General features: G+C 71.6%; 16 protein-coding genes. 6 read left to right on the plus strand and 10 right to left on the minus strand.

Annotated elements, in window-relative coordinates:
• Positions 1-2: 2 nt before the first annotated feature.
• Positions 3-362, minus strand: a complete 360-nt coding sequence (locus ACS04_RS00825) for an NADH-quinone oxidoreductase subunit A (RefSeq protein ID WP_030028256.1) — start codon at positions 360-362, stop codon at positions 3-5.
• Between the two features lie 758 nt (positions 363-1,120).
• Between ACS04_RS00825 and ACS04_RS00830 the strand changes: the two genes are divergently transcribed.
• Complete coding sequence (locus tag ACS04_RS00830) at positions 1,121-1,957, plus strand: C40 family peptidase (protein WP_048474488.1); 837 nt, start codon at positions 1,121-1,123, stop codon at positions 1,955-1,957.
• Positions 1,958-2,197: 240 nt separating this feature from the next.
• Positions 2,198-2,497: a hypothetical protein gene (locus tag ACS04_RS00835; protein WP_158977146.1), complete on the plus strand. Its 300-nt coding sequence runs from the start codon at positions 2,198-2,200 to the stop codon at positions 2,495-2,497.
• A gap of 19 nt (positions 2,498-2,516) precedes the next feature.
• Here ACS04_RS00835 and ACS04_RS00840 read toward each other — a convergent pair whose 3' ends face one another.
• Positions 2,517-3,800, minus strand: a complete 1,284-nt coding sequence (locus ACS04_RS00840; protein ID WP_048474490.1) for a geranylgeranyl reductase family protein — start codon at positions 3,798-3,800, stop codon at positions 2,517-2,519.
• A 98-nt stretch (positions 3,801-3,898) separates the two neighbouring features.
• Here ACS04_RS00840 and ACS04_RS00845 point away from each other — a divergent pair, with 98 nt between their 5' ends.
• Complete coding sequence (locus tag ACS04_RS00845; RefSeq protein ID WP_048474491.1) at positions 3,899-4,435, plus strand: GNAT family N-acetyltransferase; 537 nt, start codon at positions 3,899-3,901, stop codon at positions 4,433-4,435.
• Positions 4,436-4,501: 66 nt separating this feature from the next.
• Here ACS04_RS00845 and ACS04_RS00850 read toward each other — a convergent pair whose 3' ends face one another.
• The gene (locus ACS04_RS00850; RefSeq protein WP_048474492.1) at positions 4,502-5,413 is read right to left on the minus strand and encodes a glutaminase; all 912 of its coding nucleotides are present in this window, start codon (positions 5,411-5,413) and stop codon (positions 4,502-4,504) included.
• Between the two features lie 20 nt (positions 5,414-5,433).
• Positions 5,434-6,129, minus strand: a complete 696-nt coding sequence (locus tag ACS04_RS00855) for a demethylmenaquinone methyltransferase (RefSeq protein ID WP_048474493.1) — start codon at positions 6,127-6,129, stop codon at positions 5,434-5,436.
• A gap of 199 nt (positions 6,130-6,328) precedes the next feature.
• Between ACS04_RS00855 and ACS04_RS35715 the strand changes: the two genes are divergently transcribed.
• Both ACS04_RS35715 and ACS04_RS00865 read left to right on the plus strand, forming a co-directional pair.
• Positions 6,329-7,264 carry a DUF3152 domain-containing protein gene (locus ACS04_RS35715; protein ID WP_048474494.1) on the plus strand — a complete coding sequence of 312 codons (936 nt, stop codon included), beginning with the start codon at positions 6,329-6,331 and terminating at the stop codon, positions 7,262-7,264.
• Between the two features lie 68 nt (positions 7,265-7,332).
• The gene (locus ACS04_RS00865; RefSeq protein WP_048474495.1) at positions 7,333-7,662 is read left to right on the plus strand and encodes a response regulator transcription factor; all 330 of its coding nucleotides are present in this window, start codon (positions 7,333-7,335) and stop codon (positions 7,660-7,662) included.
• Here ACS04_RS00865 and ACS04_RS00870 read toward each other — a convergent pair.
• The 5 genes from ACS04_RS00870 to ACS04_RS00890 form a co-directional block, all read right to left on the minus strand.
• Entirely contained in the window at positions 7,631-7,888 is a 258-nt protein-coding gene (locus ACS04_RS00870) for a hypothetical protein (protein WP_048474496.1), read from the minus strand. The genes ACS04_RS00865 and ACS04_RS00870 overlap by 32 nt on opposite strands.
• A gap of 58 nt (positions 7,889-7,946) precedes the next feature.
• Complete coding sequence (locus tag ACS04_RS00875; protein WP_048474497.1) at positions 7,947-8,591, minus strand: imidazolonepropionase-like domain-containing protein; 645 nt, start codon at positions 8,589-8,591, stop codon at positions 7,947-7,949.
• A gap of 7 nt (positions 8,592-8,598) precedes the next feature.
• Positions 8,599-9,798 carry a cyclic dehypoxanthinyl futalosine synthase gene (mqnC, locus tag ACS04_RS00880; RefSeq protein WP_048474498.1) on the minus strand — a complete coding sequence of 400 codons (1,200 nt, stop codon included), beginning with the start codon at positions 9,796-9,798 and terminating at the stop codon, positions 8,599-8,601.
• 72 nt (positions 9,799-9,870) lie between these two features.
• The gene (locus tag ACS04_RS00885; protein ID WP_048474499.1) at positions 9,871-11,622 is read right to left on the minus strand and encodes a serine/threonine-protein kinase; all 1,752 of its coding nucleotides are present in this window, start codon (positions 11,620-11,622) and stop codon (positions 9,871-9,873) included.
• A 246-nt stretch (positions 11,623-11,868) separates the two neighbouring features.
• A complete protein-coding gene (locus ACS04_RS00890; RefSeq protein WP_048474500.1) occupies positions 11,869-12,732 on the minus strand; it encodes a menaquinone biosynthetic enzyme MqnA/MqnD family protein in 864 nt (287 codons plus the stop codon).
• A gap of 237 nt (positions 12,733-12,969) precedes the next feature.
• Between ACS04_RS00890 and ACS04_RS00895 the strand changes: the two genes are divergently transcribed.
• On the plus strand, positions 12,970-13,173 hold the full coding sequence (locus ACS04_RS00895; protein ID WP_030162033.1) for a cold-shock protein: 204 nt from the start codon (positions 12,970-12,972) through the stop codon (positions 13,171-13,173).
• A 187-nt stretch (positions 13,174-13,360) separates the two neighbouring features.
• Here the strand turns inward: ACS04_RS00895 and ACS04_RS00900 are convergent, their stop codons facing one another.
• Positions 13,361-15,070, minus strand: a complete 1,710-nt coding sequence (locus ACS04_RS00900) for a lytic transglycosylase domain-containing protein (RefSeq protein WP_078864322.1) — start codon at positions 15,068-15,070, stop codon at positions 13,361-13,363.
• Between the last annotated feature and the right edge of the window lie 294 nt (positions 15,071-15,364).

A 15,364-nucleotide genomic window follows, 5' to 3' on the forward strand; every position in this document is an offset into this window, starting at 1 on the left:
CCTCAGTCCCATTCCAGGCCGCCGCGGCGCCACACGTAGGCGTAGGCCACGAAGACGGTGAGCACGAAGAGCAGCATCTCGACGAGCCCGAAGATCCCCAGGGAGTCGAAGGTGACCGCCCAGGGGTAGAGGAAGACAACTTCGATGTCGAAGACGATGAAGAGCATCGCCGTCAGGTAGTACTTGATGGGGAAGCGGCCGCCGCCGGCCGGCGTCGGTGTCGGCTCGATGCCGCACTCGTACGCCTCGAGCTTCGCCCGGTTGTACCGTTTCGGGCCGATCAGCGTGGCCATGACCACGGAGAAGATCGCAAACCCTGCGCCGAGGGCGCCGAGCACGAGGATGGGCGCGTACGCATTCACGCTCCTCGCTCCTTCCAGTCGTCCTTGACCGTTGGACCGCCGTGCCGGCCGCCCCGCGAAGATCGTCCAACTCGACGGGATCTCATGTGAGGCAGTTCACAAGCCGGACTGGTGGGCATCTTATGCCTGCTCCTCTGTGATCTGCGACACGGGTAACAACACCGAGTTTGTGATCTCCACCACCTGACGAACGATCATCAAGCCCGATAGGTGGTGATCTTCATACGCGAAGCATCCACATGATCACCAAAGGTGACATCCGACCCCGTTTTCGCAGGTGGAAGGCGGATGCCCCTATCAAAGGATGGCGAGTGCAGGCAAATTTGCGGGATCAAGCCTTGCAGGGTAAAGGAAATCGCCGTCGCCCGGCCGGGGGAGGCTCCGGGGACGCGAGTGGACGGCGCCCGGCGCGTGCGCGCGTTCACGAGCGCGGGGGACCGCGCCCACGGGAAGTTCACGGCCGGATCACGGACGGACCACAGCGCCCTCACAGTGAGATGAATCCGTGACCTGCGCCACACCGGATTCTCGGTTCCGAAACGGGGCTTGGCCATCTGTGCGCACTGATGGTAGGTCGCAGATCAATTCGGACTTATTGCTGAAACCCCTTGATCACAGCCTTGTGACGGCGTGTCCGATACGTCCGTTACGGCGTCAATAAGACGCGCGACGCGCCCGGTTAGCCCGGTTCGCGAACAACTGTGGCGCAGACCACGTTTCTTGAAGGGAACCCGGACCCCCTGATAGCGGTTGTCCTCATGTCCCACACCGCTCACATACCCAGCCACCGGAAGCCCCGTCGCAGCGCCTCGAAGCTCGCGGTCCGCGCCGGAGTCGCCGGTGGCGTCCTCAGCACCCTGGCGATGGCCGGCACGGCGAGCGCGTCCCCGTCCGAGCCCGTGACCGAGACGACGCTCGAAATGCCGGTCCTGAACCTGGACCTGGCCGCCGACGTCTCCTCCGCCGTCACCACCGCCGCCGAGAACACGGCCGCCGCCGCCGTCACCGGTGAGCTGCGCACCCAGGAGGAGCAGGCCCGTACGGGCGCTGCCGCCGAGGCGAAGAAGGCCAAGGAAGAGGCCCAGAAGGCCGACGCCGAGAAGAAGGCGAAGGAGGAGGCGGACCGCAAGGCCGAGGCCGAGCGCGCGGGCCGCAGCTCCTCCCGGGGCAGCCTCCAGAACGCCTCCGCGTCGGACTCGGGCTCCGAGCTGGGCTCGGGCACCGTCACCGCCCCGGCGACCGGCTCCGCCGCCGCCATCGTCAACTTCGCCCGCGCGCAGGTCGGCAAGGCGTACATCAGCGGCGGCACCGGTCCGTCCTCGTACGACTGCTCCGGCCTCGTCCAGGCCGCCTACCGCCAGGCCGGCGTCTCCCTGCCGCGCATGTCGCAGGACCAGTCGGCGGAGGGCACCTCGGTCTCCCTGAGCGCCCTCCAGCCCGGCGACGTCCTGTACTGGGGCTCCCGCGGCAACGCCTACCACGTCGCCATCTACGTCGGCGGCGGCAAGTTCGTGGGCGCCCAGAATCCCAGCACGGGCATCGTCGAGCGCTCCCTGAGCTACGACAAGCCGACGGGCGCCGTCCGCATCCTCTGAGGCTCCTGGCGCTCCCGAGGCCCGTCCCGGGCACCTGGGCTTCCCCAGGGGCTCCCTGAGCCCCTCTCAGCGCGCTCGGCGCGTCTCGGCGCGCTCCGGGCCGTCCGCGTACGTCCCGGCACGGCCCGAGGGCCGGCACTCCCCCGCTCGGGGGCGGAGTGCCGGCCCTTTCCGCGTCCGCCGGCGCCCTGAGAGGATGGCGGTGCGCAGCGCCCGATTCAGGCCAGGAGGTGGCGGACCGTGATGACCGACGCGTACGAGGAGAAAGACGGCGCCGCCGACCCCACTTCCGTCCCCGCCGCGACCGGGCTCTTCCTGCTCGCGGTCGGCGGGTGGCTGCTGAACACCACCCGCCCTTGGCACAAACCCGGACATCCCGTCATCCTGGGACTCGGCTGGGCCGTTGCCTTCGCCCTGCTGCTCTGGGGCACGGTGCTGGTGGCCCGCTGCGTGCGGACCGTCCACGGCGGGGAACCGGCCCCGGCCGAAACCGGCGAAGCGGGCCGAACCGGCAAGAAACCGGTCCGCCCCGCTCCCTAGCCCAGTACCCGGCCCCGCCTCAGGCCTTGGGGGCCACCTTCGAGAGGCCGTTGATGACGCGGTCCATGGCGTCGCCGCCCGACGGGTCGGTCAGGTTCGCCAGCATCTTCAGCGTGAAGCGCATCAGCACCGGGTGCGTCAGGCCGCGCTGCGCGGCGACCTTCATGACCTTCGGGTTGCCGATCAGCTTCACGAAGGCGCGGCCCAGCGAGTAGTACCCGCCGTACGTCTCCTTGAGCACCTTCGGGTAGCTGTGCAGCGCGAGCTCGCGCTGGGCCGGAGTGGCCCGGGCGTGCGCCTGCACGATGACGTCGGCGGCGATCTGCCCGGATTCCATCGCATAAGCGATGCCCTCGCCGTTGAACGGGTTGACGAGCCCGCCCGCGTCGCCGACCAACAGCAGGCCCTTGGTGTAGTGCGGCTGCCGGTTGAAGGCCATCGGCAGGGCCGCGCCGCGGATCGGCTGCGTCATGTTCTCGGGCGTGTAACCCCAGTCCTCGGGCATCGAGGCGCACCAGGCCTTGAGGACCTCGCGCCAGTCCAGCTCCCGGAAGGCGGAGGAGGAGTTGAGGATGCCGAGGCCGACGTTGGACGTGCCGTCGCCCATGCCGAAGATCCAGCCGTAGCCGGGCAGCAGCCGGTCCTGCGCGCCGCGCCGGTCCCACAGCTCCAGCCAGGACTCCAGGTAGTCGTCGTCGTGCCGGGGCGAGGTGAAGTACGTACGGACGGCCACGCCCATCGGGCGGTCCTCGCGCCGGTGCAGGCCCATGGCGAGCGACAGGCGCGAGGAGTTGCCGTCGGCGGCCACCACCAGCGGGGCGCTGAAGGTGACCGGGGTCTTCTCCTCGCCCAGCTTCGCCTGCACGCCGGTGATGTGCCCGGTGCGCGGGTCGCGGACGGGCTCGCCCACGTTGCAGCGCTCGTACAGGCGGGCGCCGGCCTTCTGGGCCTGGCGGGCCAGCGTCTCGTCGAAGTCGTCGCGCTTGCGGACGAGTCCGTAGTCCGGGAAGGAGGCGAGTTCCGGCCAGTCCAGCTGGAGGCGCTGGCCGCCTCCGATGATCCGCAGGCCCTTGTTGCGGAGCCAGCCGGCCTCTTCGGAGACGTCGATGCCCATCGCCACCAGCTGCTTGGTGGCGCGCGGGGTCAGGCCGTCACCGCAGACCTTTTCGCGCGGGAACGCCGTCTTCTCCAGCAGCAGGACGTCGAGTCCGGCCTTGGCGAGGTAGTAGGCCGTGGTCGAGCCGGCGGGCCCGGCCCCGACGACGATCACATCCGCGGAGTGTTCGGAGAGGGGCTCGGTCACTGCGGGGTCTCCCGAAGGCTCGATAAGGGGTGCCCAACGGCACGGGACATGTGCAGTCTATGCAGCGAGAGAGATCACGAACCCGAAGGGCTGCCCCGATGACCGCTTCGCCCACCTCGCCCGCCTCGCTCCCCACCGTCCGGCTGCGCGTGCCGACCGACGAGGACGCCCGGGCCTGGCACGAGGTCTTCGACGACCCCGACGTGATGGAGTTCCTCGGCGGTCCGGCCGAGCTGTCCCTGTACGAGGAGTTCACGGCGCGCCAGCGGATGCACGACGCACAGCTCGGCTTCTGCCTGTGGACGCTGCTGGACGCGGACGGCGCGGTGATCGGCTTCACGGGTGCGCAGCCGTGGCCGCAGGAGAAGGCGTGGGGGCCGGTCGGCGAGATCGAGATCGGCTGGCGCCTGGGCCGCTCGGCGTGGGGCAAGGGCTACGCGTACGCCGCCGCCCTGGCGACGCTGGAGCGCGTGCGGGCCGCGGGGCTGGGGCGGGTGGTCGCGATGATCAACGACGAGAACCGCCGCTCGATCGCGGTCGCGGAACGGCTCGGCATGACCATGGCGGAGCGCTCCCCGCTCCCCGGCGGCCGCGGTTACGGCCGCCGCTACGAACTCGTCCTGGCCGCGGGGTAGCCCGGCCCGGGCGGAGAGGCCCGCCACGGCCGGACCGGGCGAGCGGGCGGGCGGGCGGGCGGCGCGTCAGAAGACGGACAGACCGGTCAACGTCGTGAACCGGTCCAGGGACGCGACACCCGCGACGGAGTTGCCGTGCGGGTCCAGGCCCGGTGACCACACGGCCAGCGTGCACACGCCCGGCACCACCGCCACGATCCCGCCGCCCACGCCGCTCTTCCCGGGGAGGCCGACGCGGTACGCGAACTCGCCCGCCGCGTCGTACGTCCCACAGGTCAGCATCACCGCGTTGACCTGCTTCGCCTCGCTCCGCGTCAGCAGCCGCGACCCGTCGGCCCGCAGCCCGTGCCGGGCCAGGAACCGCGCCGCCCGTGCCAGGTCCGCGCAGCTCATCTCGATCGCGCACTGCCAGAAGTAGTGGTCCAGCAGCGTCGGCACCGGGTTGTCGATGTTCCCGTACGAGGCCATGAAGTGCGCCAGCGCCGCGTTGCGGTCACCGTGCGACTGCTCCGAGGCCGCCACCTCCGCGTCGAAGCCGAGCTCGGGGTTGCCGCTCTCCTGACGGAGGAACTCCAGCAGTTCGCTGCTCGCGTCGCCCGTCAGCGTCTGGAGCCGGTCCGTGACCACCAGCGCGCCCGCGTTGATGAAGGGATTGCGCGGAACGCCGTTCTCGTACTCCAGCTGCACCAGGGAGTTGAACGGGTTGCCCGAAGGCTCCCGCCCGACCCGCTCCCACAGGCTGTCGCCGCCCTCGGCCAGCGCCAGCGCCAGCGCGAAGACCTTCGTGATCGACTGGGCCGAGAACGGGACCTGCCAGTCCCCCACCCCGTAGACCTTCCCGTCGAGATCGGCGACGGCCATCCCGAACTGCCCCGGGTCCACGGACGCGAGCGCGGGGATGTACTCGGCCGGGGTGCCGCCGCCCACCAGGGGGGCGACATCGGCCGCTATCTGCTCCAGGAGGGGCTGGTAGTCCACGGGTCCGCCGCGCCCTGCGCCTAGACCGTCTTGACGCCGCGGTGCAGCGCCACGATGCCGCCGCTCAGGTTCCGCCAGGCCACCTTCGACCAGCCGGCCTTCTGCAGCAGGCCGGCCAGCGCCGGCTGGTCGGGCCACTCGCGGATCGACTCGGCGAGGTAGACGTACGCGTCGGGGTTGGAGGAGACCGCGCGGGCCACCGGCGGCAGGGCGCGCATCAGGTACTCCGTGTACACCGTCCGGAAGGGGCCCCACGTGGGCTGCGAGAACTCGCAGATCACGACCTGCCCGCCCGGCTTGGTCACCCGGTACAGCTCGCGCAGCGCGGCGTCCGTGTCCTGCACGTTGCGCAGCCCGAAGGAGATCGTCACGGTGTCGAAGACGTCGTCCTTGAACGGCAGCCTCGTCGCGTCGCCCGCGGTCAGCGGCAGCCAGGCGTGCCGCTTCTTGCCCTCGCGGAGCATGCCGAGGGAGAAGTCGCAGGGGACGACGTACGCGCCCGTCGCGGCGAACGGCAGCGAGGAGGTCGCGGTACCGGCGGCCAGGTCCAGCACCGTGTGCCCGGGGCGCGCACCGACCGCCTTGGCGACCTCCTTGCGCCACAGGCGGGCCTGCCCGAGGGAGAGGACGTCGTTGGTGAGATCGTAGTTCGCCGCCACACCGTCGAACATGGAGGCGACTTCGTGCGGCTGCTTGTCCAGGGAAGCGCGGGTCACTGGCGTTGGCCCCTCAGGTGCGGTGCGGTACGGGTGGGCTGATACCGGGCCATTCTCGCAGGCGGCCCCGGGCCCCACCGCCGGGGGCACAACTGGCCCGATGGACAGTTACGCGGAGCACGCGCGCCCGCGTTGACTGGCGCGTACGGCCTGGAGAAGGCCCACCGAAACACGATGTTCCCGAACAAAGGGCTCCACGATGCCGGCAGGCCATACCACCGGTCACGGTCGAAGTTCCCGTCTCGGCCGCCGCGCCCGGGAGCGGGCCGAGCGGCGCAGGCGGCTCCACCGCACGCTCCTGGCAGCGGCGGCGGTGGCCACCGTGGCGGCGACCGCGTACGCGGTCGTGCCGCTGGACGACGCCTCCTCCGTCTCGGATTCCGTGGCCGCGCCGGCCCCCGGTACGCCCGGCGCCGCCTCCGCCGCGCCCGGCCAGGACCCCGCCGTCGCCCCTCCCCCGGCCTCGGCCGGGTCCGGAGCCTCCGGAGGGTCCGCCGGGTCCGGGAAGCCCGCCGCCGACCCCGCGAAGCCGGGCGGCGAGGGGGGCGGACCGACCGCGGGCAAGACGCCCCGGTCCGGCCCGGGCACCTTCGCGGCCTCCTCCCGTCCGGGGCAGCCGCAGGGCAAGGGGCCCGCCCGCAAGTGGCGGATCGAGGTCGAGGACGGGAGCGGGGTCGACGCGAACGCCGCGGCCCAGTCCGTGGAGAGGATCCTCGGGGACCCCCGAGGCTGGATCAAGGACCCGGCGTACGGCTTCCAGCTCGTCGGGGCCGGCCAGCCGGTGGACTTCACCGTGAAGATCGCCACACCCGCGACCACCGACCGGCTGTGCGAGGTGGTCACCCCGGAGCTGATCGGCGAGACGAACTGCCGGGCCGGCCACACCGTCGTGGTGAACCTCAAGCGCTGGCTGGAGGGATCTCCGCAGTTCAAGGGGGCCGTGGAGGAGTACCGGGCGCTGATCGTCAACCACGAGGTGGGCCATGAACTGGGCCACGACCACGAGACCTGTCCGGGCCCCGGGAAGCCCGCTCCGGCGATGATGCAGCAGATCAAGGGGCTGCTCGGCTGCCAGGCCAATGCCTGGCCGTTCGACGGAAATGGAACCTACCTGTCGGGACCACCCGTCCCATAGGGCAGAGAGATCCGACGGGCCGCACGAGTTGACCGCTCGACCACCGGCCGGGGGCGAGGAGTGGAACCATGCGCGTCGTCAGCTACAGCGTCCCCGTCTGGTTCCCGCCCCGCACGGGGCAGGACGTACCGCCGCAGGCCCAGCTCACCGAGCAGGAGTCGGCCGTGTTCCGGTCCCTGGCCACCGGCGCCTCGAACGCGGAACTCGCGGTCGAGCTCCGGCTGTCCGTCAGCACGGTCAAGTTCCACGTGCACAACATAAGAGCGAAGCTGGGCGGCATCAGCCGCCTCCAGGCCTGCCTCCTGGCGGCCCTGGCCCGCGAGTCCGCCGGCTCGCAGGAACCCGGCCTCCCCGGCACCGATCCCCTCAGGCGAGTTCCAGCAGCCCGCCGAGGCTGAGGACGAGCCCGCCAAAAGCCACGATCGCGCACAGGGCCCGGTAGAGCCCGGCAGACATGTGCCGCGTGGCCGGGCCGAGGTCGCCCCGGGCGTGCCTCGCCAGCTCGGCGTTGGCCTCACCCCGCCGCTCCAGCGCGGTGGCGCTGCCCCCGAGGTTCAGTGCGACCGCGCCGCCTCCCGCGAAACTGAGGAGACCGACGGTCAGCAGGACGACGGCAAGACTCATGAATACCCCCCGGTGATGCACTGTCGCCGGAGGATAGCAGCAGGTCAGGCGGGCAGCGCTAGCGGCGGCGGTGGAGGAGGCGGCCGGATATGACCGTGGCCACGCAGGTGGTGGCGCCCTCGGCGAGGAGCTGTTCCGGGTCGGCCACGGCGAAGGCCGCGAAGCGGGCCGGGGCGCCCGCTTCGAGTGCCCCGTGGAAGGCCTCCTCGGGCGACTCGCGGCCGGCGAAGGGGTCCAGTGAGGGGGTCCCGGGGGCGGCCGCCTGCGGGAGGAGGGTCAGGCCCGAGCGGGAGACCGCGGTGCGGACCGCCGGGACCGTGAGCCTCCCGGCCACCGCCACCACCCCGCGGGCCAGCAGCTTCTGCGTGGCCCGCCGGGCGCTGTTGCCCCAGCGGGACTCCGTCAGCTTCAGCTCGGCAAGCGCCCCGGCGCCGCTGATCGGGTCGGCCCCGAGTTCGGCGGTCTCGTACGGGTCGTCCGGGTAGTACGTCCGCTCCAGCAGCTCGTCGGCCTCGCGCACCAGGAGCCCCGGGGTCAGCACCCCGGGCCAGCGCCGGACCCGCGCGTGCGGGCAGCCCGCCGCGAGCTCCTCGTACGGGCCCACCCGGGCGATCCGGTCGCCCTCGACCAGGACCGCCCCGGCGGGCAGCGGCGCGCGGCCCGCCCCGGGGAACAGGAGGTCGGCGGTGTGAAGCGTCAGCACGGGTAGGTCAGTTCGTGGAGATGAGCTTCAGCTCGGGGTGCGCCGTGCCACCCTCGATCGCCGTCGAGGAGATGTGCGAGACCACGCGGTCGTCGACCGGGTCGTTCGCCGGGTCGTCGTGCACGAGGAGGTGCTCGTACGTCGTCGCGCGCTGCGCCGGGACCCGGCCCGCCTTGCGGATCAGGTCGATGATCTCCTGGCGGTTCGAGCGGTGCTTGGCGCCGGCCGAGGAGACCACGTTCTCCTCCAGCATGATCGAGCCGAGGTCGTCCGCACCGTAGTGCAGCGAGAGTTGGCCCGCCTCCTTGCCCACGGTCAGCCAGGAGCCCTGGATGTGGGCGATGTTGTCGAGGAAGAGCCGCGCGATCGCGATCATGCGCAGGTACTCGAAGACCGTCGCCTGCGTGCGGCCCTTGAGGTGGTTGTTCTCGGGCTGGTACGTGTACGGGATGAAGGCGCGGAAGCCGCCCGTGCGGTCCTGCGTGTCGCGGATCATCGCGATGTGCTCGATGCGCTCGGCGTTCGTCTCGCCCGTGCCCATCAGCATGGTGGAGGTGGACTCCACACCCAGCTGGTGGGCGATCTCCATGATCTCCAGCCAGCGCTCGCCGGACTCCTTCAGCGGGGCGATCGCCTTGCGCGGCCGCTCCGGCAGGAGTTCGGCGCCGGCGCCCGCGAAGGAGTCGAGGCCCGCGGCGTGGATCCGCTGGATGGCCTCCTGCGCCGAGACGCCCGAGATGCGGGCCATGTGGTCGACCTCGGAGGCACCGAGGGAGTGGATGACCAGCTGCGGGAACGCCTTCTTGATCGCGGAGAAGTGCTCCTCGTAGTACTCCACGCCGTAGTCCGGGTGGTGTCCGCCCTGGAACATGATCTGCGTGCCGCCGAGCTCCACGGTCTCCGCGCAGCGGCGCAGGATGTCGTCGAGGTCGCGGGACCAGCCCTTCTTCGTGTCCTTCGGGGCCGCGTAGAAGGCGCAGAACTTGCACGCCGTGACGCACACGTTCGTGTAGTTGATGTTGCGCTCGATGATGTACGTCGCGATGTGCTCGGTGCCGGCGTAGCGGCGGCGGCGCGCGGCGTCGGCGGCCTGGCCGAGCGCGTGCAGCGGGGCGTGCCGGTAGAGGTCGAGCGCCTCTTCCTTGGTGATCCGGCCCCCTGCGGCGGCACGGTCGAGGACAGACTGGAGAGCGGCCTGGTCGGTCACCGGTGCGTCACCTTTCGGCGGTGTCAAGAGGTACGGACCGATCCAGCCTACGCCAGGGCCCGTCGGCGGCTTTCAGGGGATGCGGGTCAGGTCGCCTTCGGGGTTTCCGGCCGGGCCGTCGCCCGACTTGTAGTGGAGCGTCCCGTTGGCGTTCAGGGTGAAGCGCTCGTCGGCGGAGCCGTTGGAGCAGATGCCGGGCGCGGGGTTGGTGCCGCCCGCGGTGTCCAGGACGAGTGAGCGGTCGGTGGCGGAGACCAGTTTCCAGTCGCCGCTGCAGTCGGTGCCGAAGAGCGGCAGGACCGACTTGTCCCGCCCGACGATCTCGCCGACCTTTCCGCCCTTGATCGTGATCTGGAACTCGCTGGGGACCCCCGCGCGGGCGGTGGTGACCGTGCCCTTCCAGGTGCCGGTGAGCTGCTTGGGGACGTCGCCCCGGGTGCCGGCCGGCGCACCCGTCGAGGGCTTGGCCGTCGAGGGGGTGGCGGAGGGGGTCGCCGAAGGGGGCGTGGCGGCGGTGTCGCCGGACGCGTGCCCGTCGGCGTCGCCCCCGGTCCCGGGGAGCAGTCCCAGCCCGTACAGGCCGCCGCCGGACAGCGCGACCAGGGCCGCGGCCGACACGAGGACCAGCGAGCAGCTGAAGCGCCGTCCGGCCGCGTTGAGGGTGACCTGGCGCGCCTGGCCGGGGGCGGTCCGAGGCTGCGGCACCCGGCCCCCGCCCCCGCCGGTCTCGGTGGGGCTGTGCGCCGCGTCGGGGGGCGGCGGCCCGTAGGGGCCGTACGAGGGGGCGGGGCCGCCGGAGCCGGCGGCGCTCCCGTACGAGGGGTCCGGCGCTCCGAAACCGGCCGCGGGGCCCCCGTACGAGGCGGCCGTGAACGGCACCGGCCCGGACGCGGGTTCGCGGCCCGGGGCCGCGGCGCCCTCCGGGGGCCCCGTCGGCGCGGCCTCCAGGTCCAGCAGGGCCATGGCGGCGCGGCTGGCGTCCTCCAGCAGCGGCGCGGGAAGCCAGCCGGGGGCGCGCAGGGCGCCGGAGAGCGCCTGCGCGATCGCCGCCGGGGCGGGCCGGTCGGCGGGGGCCTTGGCCAGGCAGCCCGCGATCAGCTCGCGCAGCTCGCCGGCCGGGACGTCGTCGAGGTCCGGCGGTTCGTGGACCACCTTGTAGAGGAGCGTCGCCGCGTTGTCCCCGGTGAACGGCGGCCGGCCGGTGGCCGCGAACGCGAGCACGGCGCCGAGCGAGAACACGTCGGCCGCCCCGGTGAGCCCCTTGCCGAGGATCTGCTCGGGGGACATGTAGCCGGGGGAGCCGATGGAGACGCCGGTGGAGGTCAGCGATGCCGTGCCTTCCGTGGCGCGGGCGATGCCGAAGTCGATGAGCCGGGGGCCGTCGAGGGTCAGCATCACGTTCGAGGGCTTCACGTCCCGGTGGACCAGTCCCAGACCGTGCACGGCCACCAGGGCGCGCGCCAGGCCTTCGCCGACGGCCCGTACGGAGCCCTCCGGAAGGGGCCCGTGCGCGGCCAGGGCGCCGCCGAGCGAGGGGCCCGCCACGTACCCGGTGGCCACCCACGGCACGGCCGCTTCCGGGTCGGCGTCCAGGACGGGCGCGGTCCACTCCCCGCCGACGCGGCGCGCGGCCTCCACCTCGCGGCGGAAGCGGGCGCGGAACTCCTCGTCGGAGGCGAAGTGCGGGTGCACGATCTTGACGGCGACGGTCCGGCCTCCGGCGCTGCGGCCGAGGTAGACCCGGCCCATGCCGCCCGAGCCGAGCCGGCCGAGCAGCCGGTACGCGCCGATGGTCCGCGGTTCGCCGGCTTCGAGCGGCTGCATCGCGTCCCCCCTCCCCCGTCGGTGCCTGAGCGCTGAGTACCGGGCACTGAGCGCCGGCGGCCGGTCGCGGACCGGCCAAGAGCACCTTAGGGGTGGGCGGCCCGCCGCGGCGCGGTATTCCCCCTCGTGGACGGGAAAGCGAAAAGAGGGGGAATTCCCGGGAAACGGCATTTCCGCCGAACCGGCACGGGAACGGGAACAGGAACCGGAAGGGGAGCCGGAACCGGCGGCCCCGATCGGAAATGATCAGCAGCGCACGCCGTCCCCGTTCAGCAACTCCACCGCGACGTCGGCGTCATAGCCCGTACTCGGTCCCGTACGGCGGGCGAATTCCCTCACACCGGCCAACTGTTCGGGCCCGAAACGGAAGTCGAGCGTCGTGAAGTACCGCTCCAGGAGATCGGCGTCGAAGGCCTCCCAGCGTGCCGCCTGCTCGGCGACCTTGGCGACCTCCTCCAGGGAGAGGTCACGGGAGTCGAGGAAGGCCTCGTGCACCTTCCGCACGACGTGCGGCTCGCGGGCGAGGTAGTCCTTGCGGGCGGCCCAGACGGCGAAGACGAACGGCAGTCCGGTCCACTCCTTCCACATCTGCCCCAGGTCGTGCACGTGGAGGCCGAGCCGGGGCGCGTCGTGCAGCGAGGCGCGCAGCGCGGCGTCCCCGATCAGTACGGCGGCGTCCGCCTCCTGCATCATCAGCCCCAGGTCGGGCGGGCAGGTGTAGTAGTCCGGCTCGACCCCGTACCGCTCGGAAAGCAGCAGCTGGGCGAGGCGTACGGACGTGCGGGAGGTCGAACCGAGGGCGACGCGCGCCCCGTCCAGCTGCTCCAGCGGCAGCTGCGAAACGATCACGCAGGACATGACGGGGCCGTCGCAGCCGACCGCGAGATCGGGGAACGCGACGAGCTGGTCGGCGTTGCGGAGGAACTCCACGAGGGTGATCGGACCCATGTCGAGCTCCCCCTGGACGAGGCGCTCGCTGAGCTTCTCGGGGGTGTCCTTGGTCAGCTCCAGGTCCAGCAGCGTGCCGGTTCTGGCCAGCCCCCAGTAGAGCGGGAGGCAGTTCAGGAACTGAATGTGGCCGACGCGGGGCCGGCTGCGATAGACGTCCACATCGCGAGACTAGCCCCCGGGTCCGCGTCAGCCTTCAGGCGGCCCTCAAACGTCCGGGTGACGTGATCTTTCCCTCTGGTCTCCGCCACGGGGTGCGTGCTAGGCTCGTCGCAAGTTGCAGTTTGGTTTCCCTTGCAGTACGAGGCCTGCGGAGAATGTGACCCGCAGGCTTTTGTAGTTTTCAGACTTCTTAGCAGGTTCTGGAGCAGGGCGACCCTTTGGCCCATAGGAGGGCTCATGGCTACCGGAACCGTGAAGTGGTTCAACGCTGAAAAGGGCTTCGGCTTCATCGCCCAGGACGGCGGCGGCCCGGATGTCTTCGTCCACTACTCCGCGATCAACGCCTCTGGCTTCCGCTCCCTCGAGGAGAACCAGATGGTGAACTTCGACGTCACGCAGGGTCCGAAGGGCCCGCAGGCGGAGAACGTCACCCCGGCCTAATCGCCTGGGCCAACTCTCATCGCGGTTGGAAAAGCAGTACCCAAGGAGCCCTGCTCCTCCGTGCGAGCGGAGGGGCGGGGCTCCTGCCTTTCCCCTCCCGGGTGGGGTGCGGGGAACGCGAACCGCCCCCGGTCGCCGTCGGGACGGCGACCGGGGGCGGTCTGGGGGCGGGTGCGGACCCGAGGGCCTACCGAGCCCGCGTGGTGGCCGGGGCCGGCGTCGTGGCCGGTGCCGGGGTCGGCGTCGTGGCCGCCGTGATCTTCAGGTCCAGGACCAGGACCACGTTGTCCTTCGTGACCAGGCGCAGGTGGTACGTGCCCGGGGCCACGTCCGTGGTGTAGAGCTGCGGCAGCGCGATCTTGCCGTCGGCGCCGGCCGGGGCCAGGAGCAGGCTCGTGACCTTGTTGCCGTCCTTGTCCTTGAACCAGGGGCCCTTGGACTTCGCCGGGTCCACGGGGACCCACGGGCCGTCCTTCTCGTTCTGCTCGACGAGTCCGGCGGTGACCTGCGTGCCCTCCGCGGCCTTGCCCTGGGCCGTGGCCGTGACCTCCAGGCCCGCCAGGACCTTGCCCGCCTCGACCTCCAGGGGCTTGTCCGCGCCTGCGTCGGTACGGGCCAGCTTGTCCGCGACCGGGGCCGGCTTCGCCGTGACGGTGCCGGTGAAGTTCACCGTCAACTGCGCCGCGGTGTTGTACGCGGCCACCCGCAGGGTGAAACCGCCCGCCTTGGCACCGGCCTTCAGGCCGGGCAGGGCCGCGACGCCCTCGGAGTCGGTGTCGACCACGAGGAACGTCTTGCCCTCGGCGCCGATGGTGGAGCCCGTGGTGTCGTCCTTGAGCTCGAAGAGGATGGGCTTCGCGGCGGCCGGCTTGCCGTCGCTGAGCACCGCCTTGATCCGCGGGACCGCCGTGAACGCCGAACCGGCCTCAGCCGTGAGCTCCGCGCTGCCGAGCAGCTCCAGCTTGGCCAGGGTCGGCGCCGGCGTCGGCTTCGGCTCCTCCGGCTTCGGCGTGGGCTTCGGCGTGGGAGTCGGGGTCGGGGTGGGAGTCGGGGTGGGCTTCGGCTTCGGGGTGGGAGTCGGCGTGGGCAGCGTCCTCGTGGGCGGCGGCGTGTAGTCGCCGGCCGGCGGGTTCACCACGCCGGTGGCGCCGTTCTGGTACTGGTGCATGTACCCGAGCACCGTGTTCACGTACTCGCGGGAGTTGTTGTAGCTGAGGATCGCCCGGTCGAGCTGCGCCTGGTCCGAGAGGTCACGGTCGCCCGCGCACAGGTAGAGGCCCGCGCCCAGCGCCGCGTCGTAGATGTTGTTCGGATCGCGCTTGGAGTCGCCGTTGCCGTCGGCGCCCCACTTCGCCCAGGTGGAGGGGATGAACTGGAGCGGGCCGACGGCGCGGTCGTAGACGGCGTCCCCGTCGAACTCGCCCTTGTCGGTGTCCTTGATCTCGGCGAACCCGTTGCCGTCGAGGCGCGGGCCGCGGATCGGCTTCTCGGTGTAGCCGTCGTTCTTGAGTCCGTAGCCGGAGGCGTGGACGGACTCGACGCGGCCGATGCCGGCGATCAGTTGCCAGGGCAGCTTGCAGCCGGGGAGCGCGGCGGCGACGGAGAGCTCGGCCCGCTTGTACGCGTCGAGGGCGGTCGCGGGTATCCCGCTGATCCCCTCAGCGGCCCCCGCGCCCTCGGTGGGCGGTACGGCCGGATCGGCGAGCGGGTCGGGCAGATCGAGGCGGGCGTCGCCGCGGTCGGTGGCCTGGGGGCTGTCCGGAGTGGGCTCGGACTCGCCCGCGTCGGCGGTGGACGTATTGGTCACCACCGCGGCGGTCGTCAGGCTGGCCGCGAGCGCGGCCGTGCACAGGACCTTGCGCGAGGTGTTGACGAGGTGACGGTGAAGCGGCTTCACAGTGCGGCGATCCCCCCAAGGCGGCCGACAAGGTATACGACGGCGGGTCGAGCCGTGGATATCCACTGTCTATCAGGTATTCGGACGCGACTCACCGCCACCCGGGCAGATGTGACCCACCATTCGTCTCGGCTTCACCGGGTCCTCACGGCCGTCCGGACACAGGACGGTGGTCCCGGGTGGAAAGGAACCGAAGTCTAACTGTTTGAAACCCCTTGGGGCTTTGGGATGGTTTCATGGCGACCGGTACCAGGAACGGCCGGAGGCGCGCGCCCCGCGAACGACCGAGGCGGA

This window comes from Streptomyces roseus (assembly GCF_001044425.1).
GTDB classification, from domain to species: domain Bacteria; phylum Actinomycetota; class Actinomycetes; order Streptomycetales; family Streptomycetaceae; genus Streptomyces; species Streptomyces roseus.

What these genes read in the sequence shown, in the direction of transcription:
- ACS04_RS00830 (WP_048474488.1), top strand. Translation starts at nt 1,121, where the DNA reads ATGTCCCACACCGCTCACATACCCAGCCACCGGAAGCCCCGTCGCAGC.
- ACS04_RS00845 (WP_048474491.1), top strand. Translation starts at nt 3,899, where the DNA reads ATGACCGCTTCGCCCACCTCGCCCGCCTCGCTCCCCACCGTCCGGCTG.
- ACS04_RS35715 (WP_048474494.1), top strand. Translation starts at nt 6,329, where the DNA reads ATGCCGGCAGGCCATACCACCGGTCACGGTCGAAGTTCCCGTCTCGGC.
- ACS04_RS00865 (WP_048474495.1), top strand. Translation starts at nt 7,333, where the DNA reads ATGCGCGTCGTCAGCTACAGCGTCCCCGTCTGGTTCCCGCCCCGCACG.
- ACS04_RS00870 (WP_048474496.1), bottom strand. Translation starts at nt 7,888, where the DNA reads ATGAGTCTTGCCGTCGTCCTGCTGACCGTCGGTCTCCTCAGTTTCGCG.
- ACS04_RS00885 (WP_048474499.1), bottom strand. Translation starts at nt 11,622, where the DNA reads ATGCAGCCGCTCGAAGCCGGCGAACCGCGGACCATCGGCGCGTACCGG.
- ACS04_RS00895 (WP_030162033.1), top strand. Translation starts at nt 12,970, where the DNA reads ATGGCTACCGGAACCGTGAAGTGGTTCAACGCTGAAAAGGGCTTCGGC.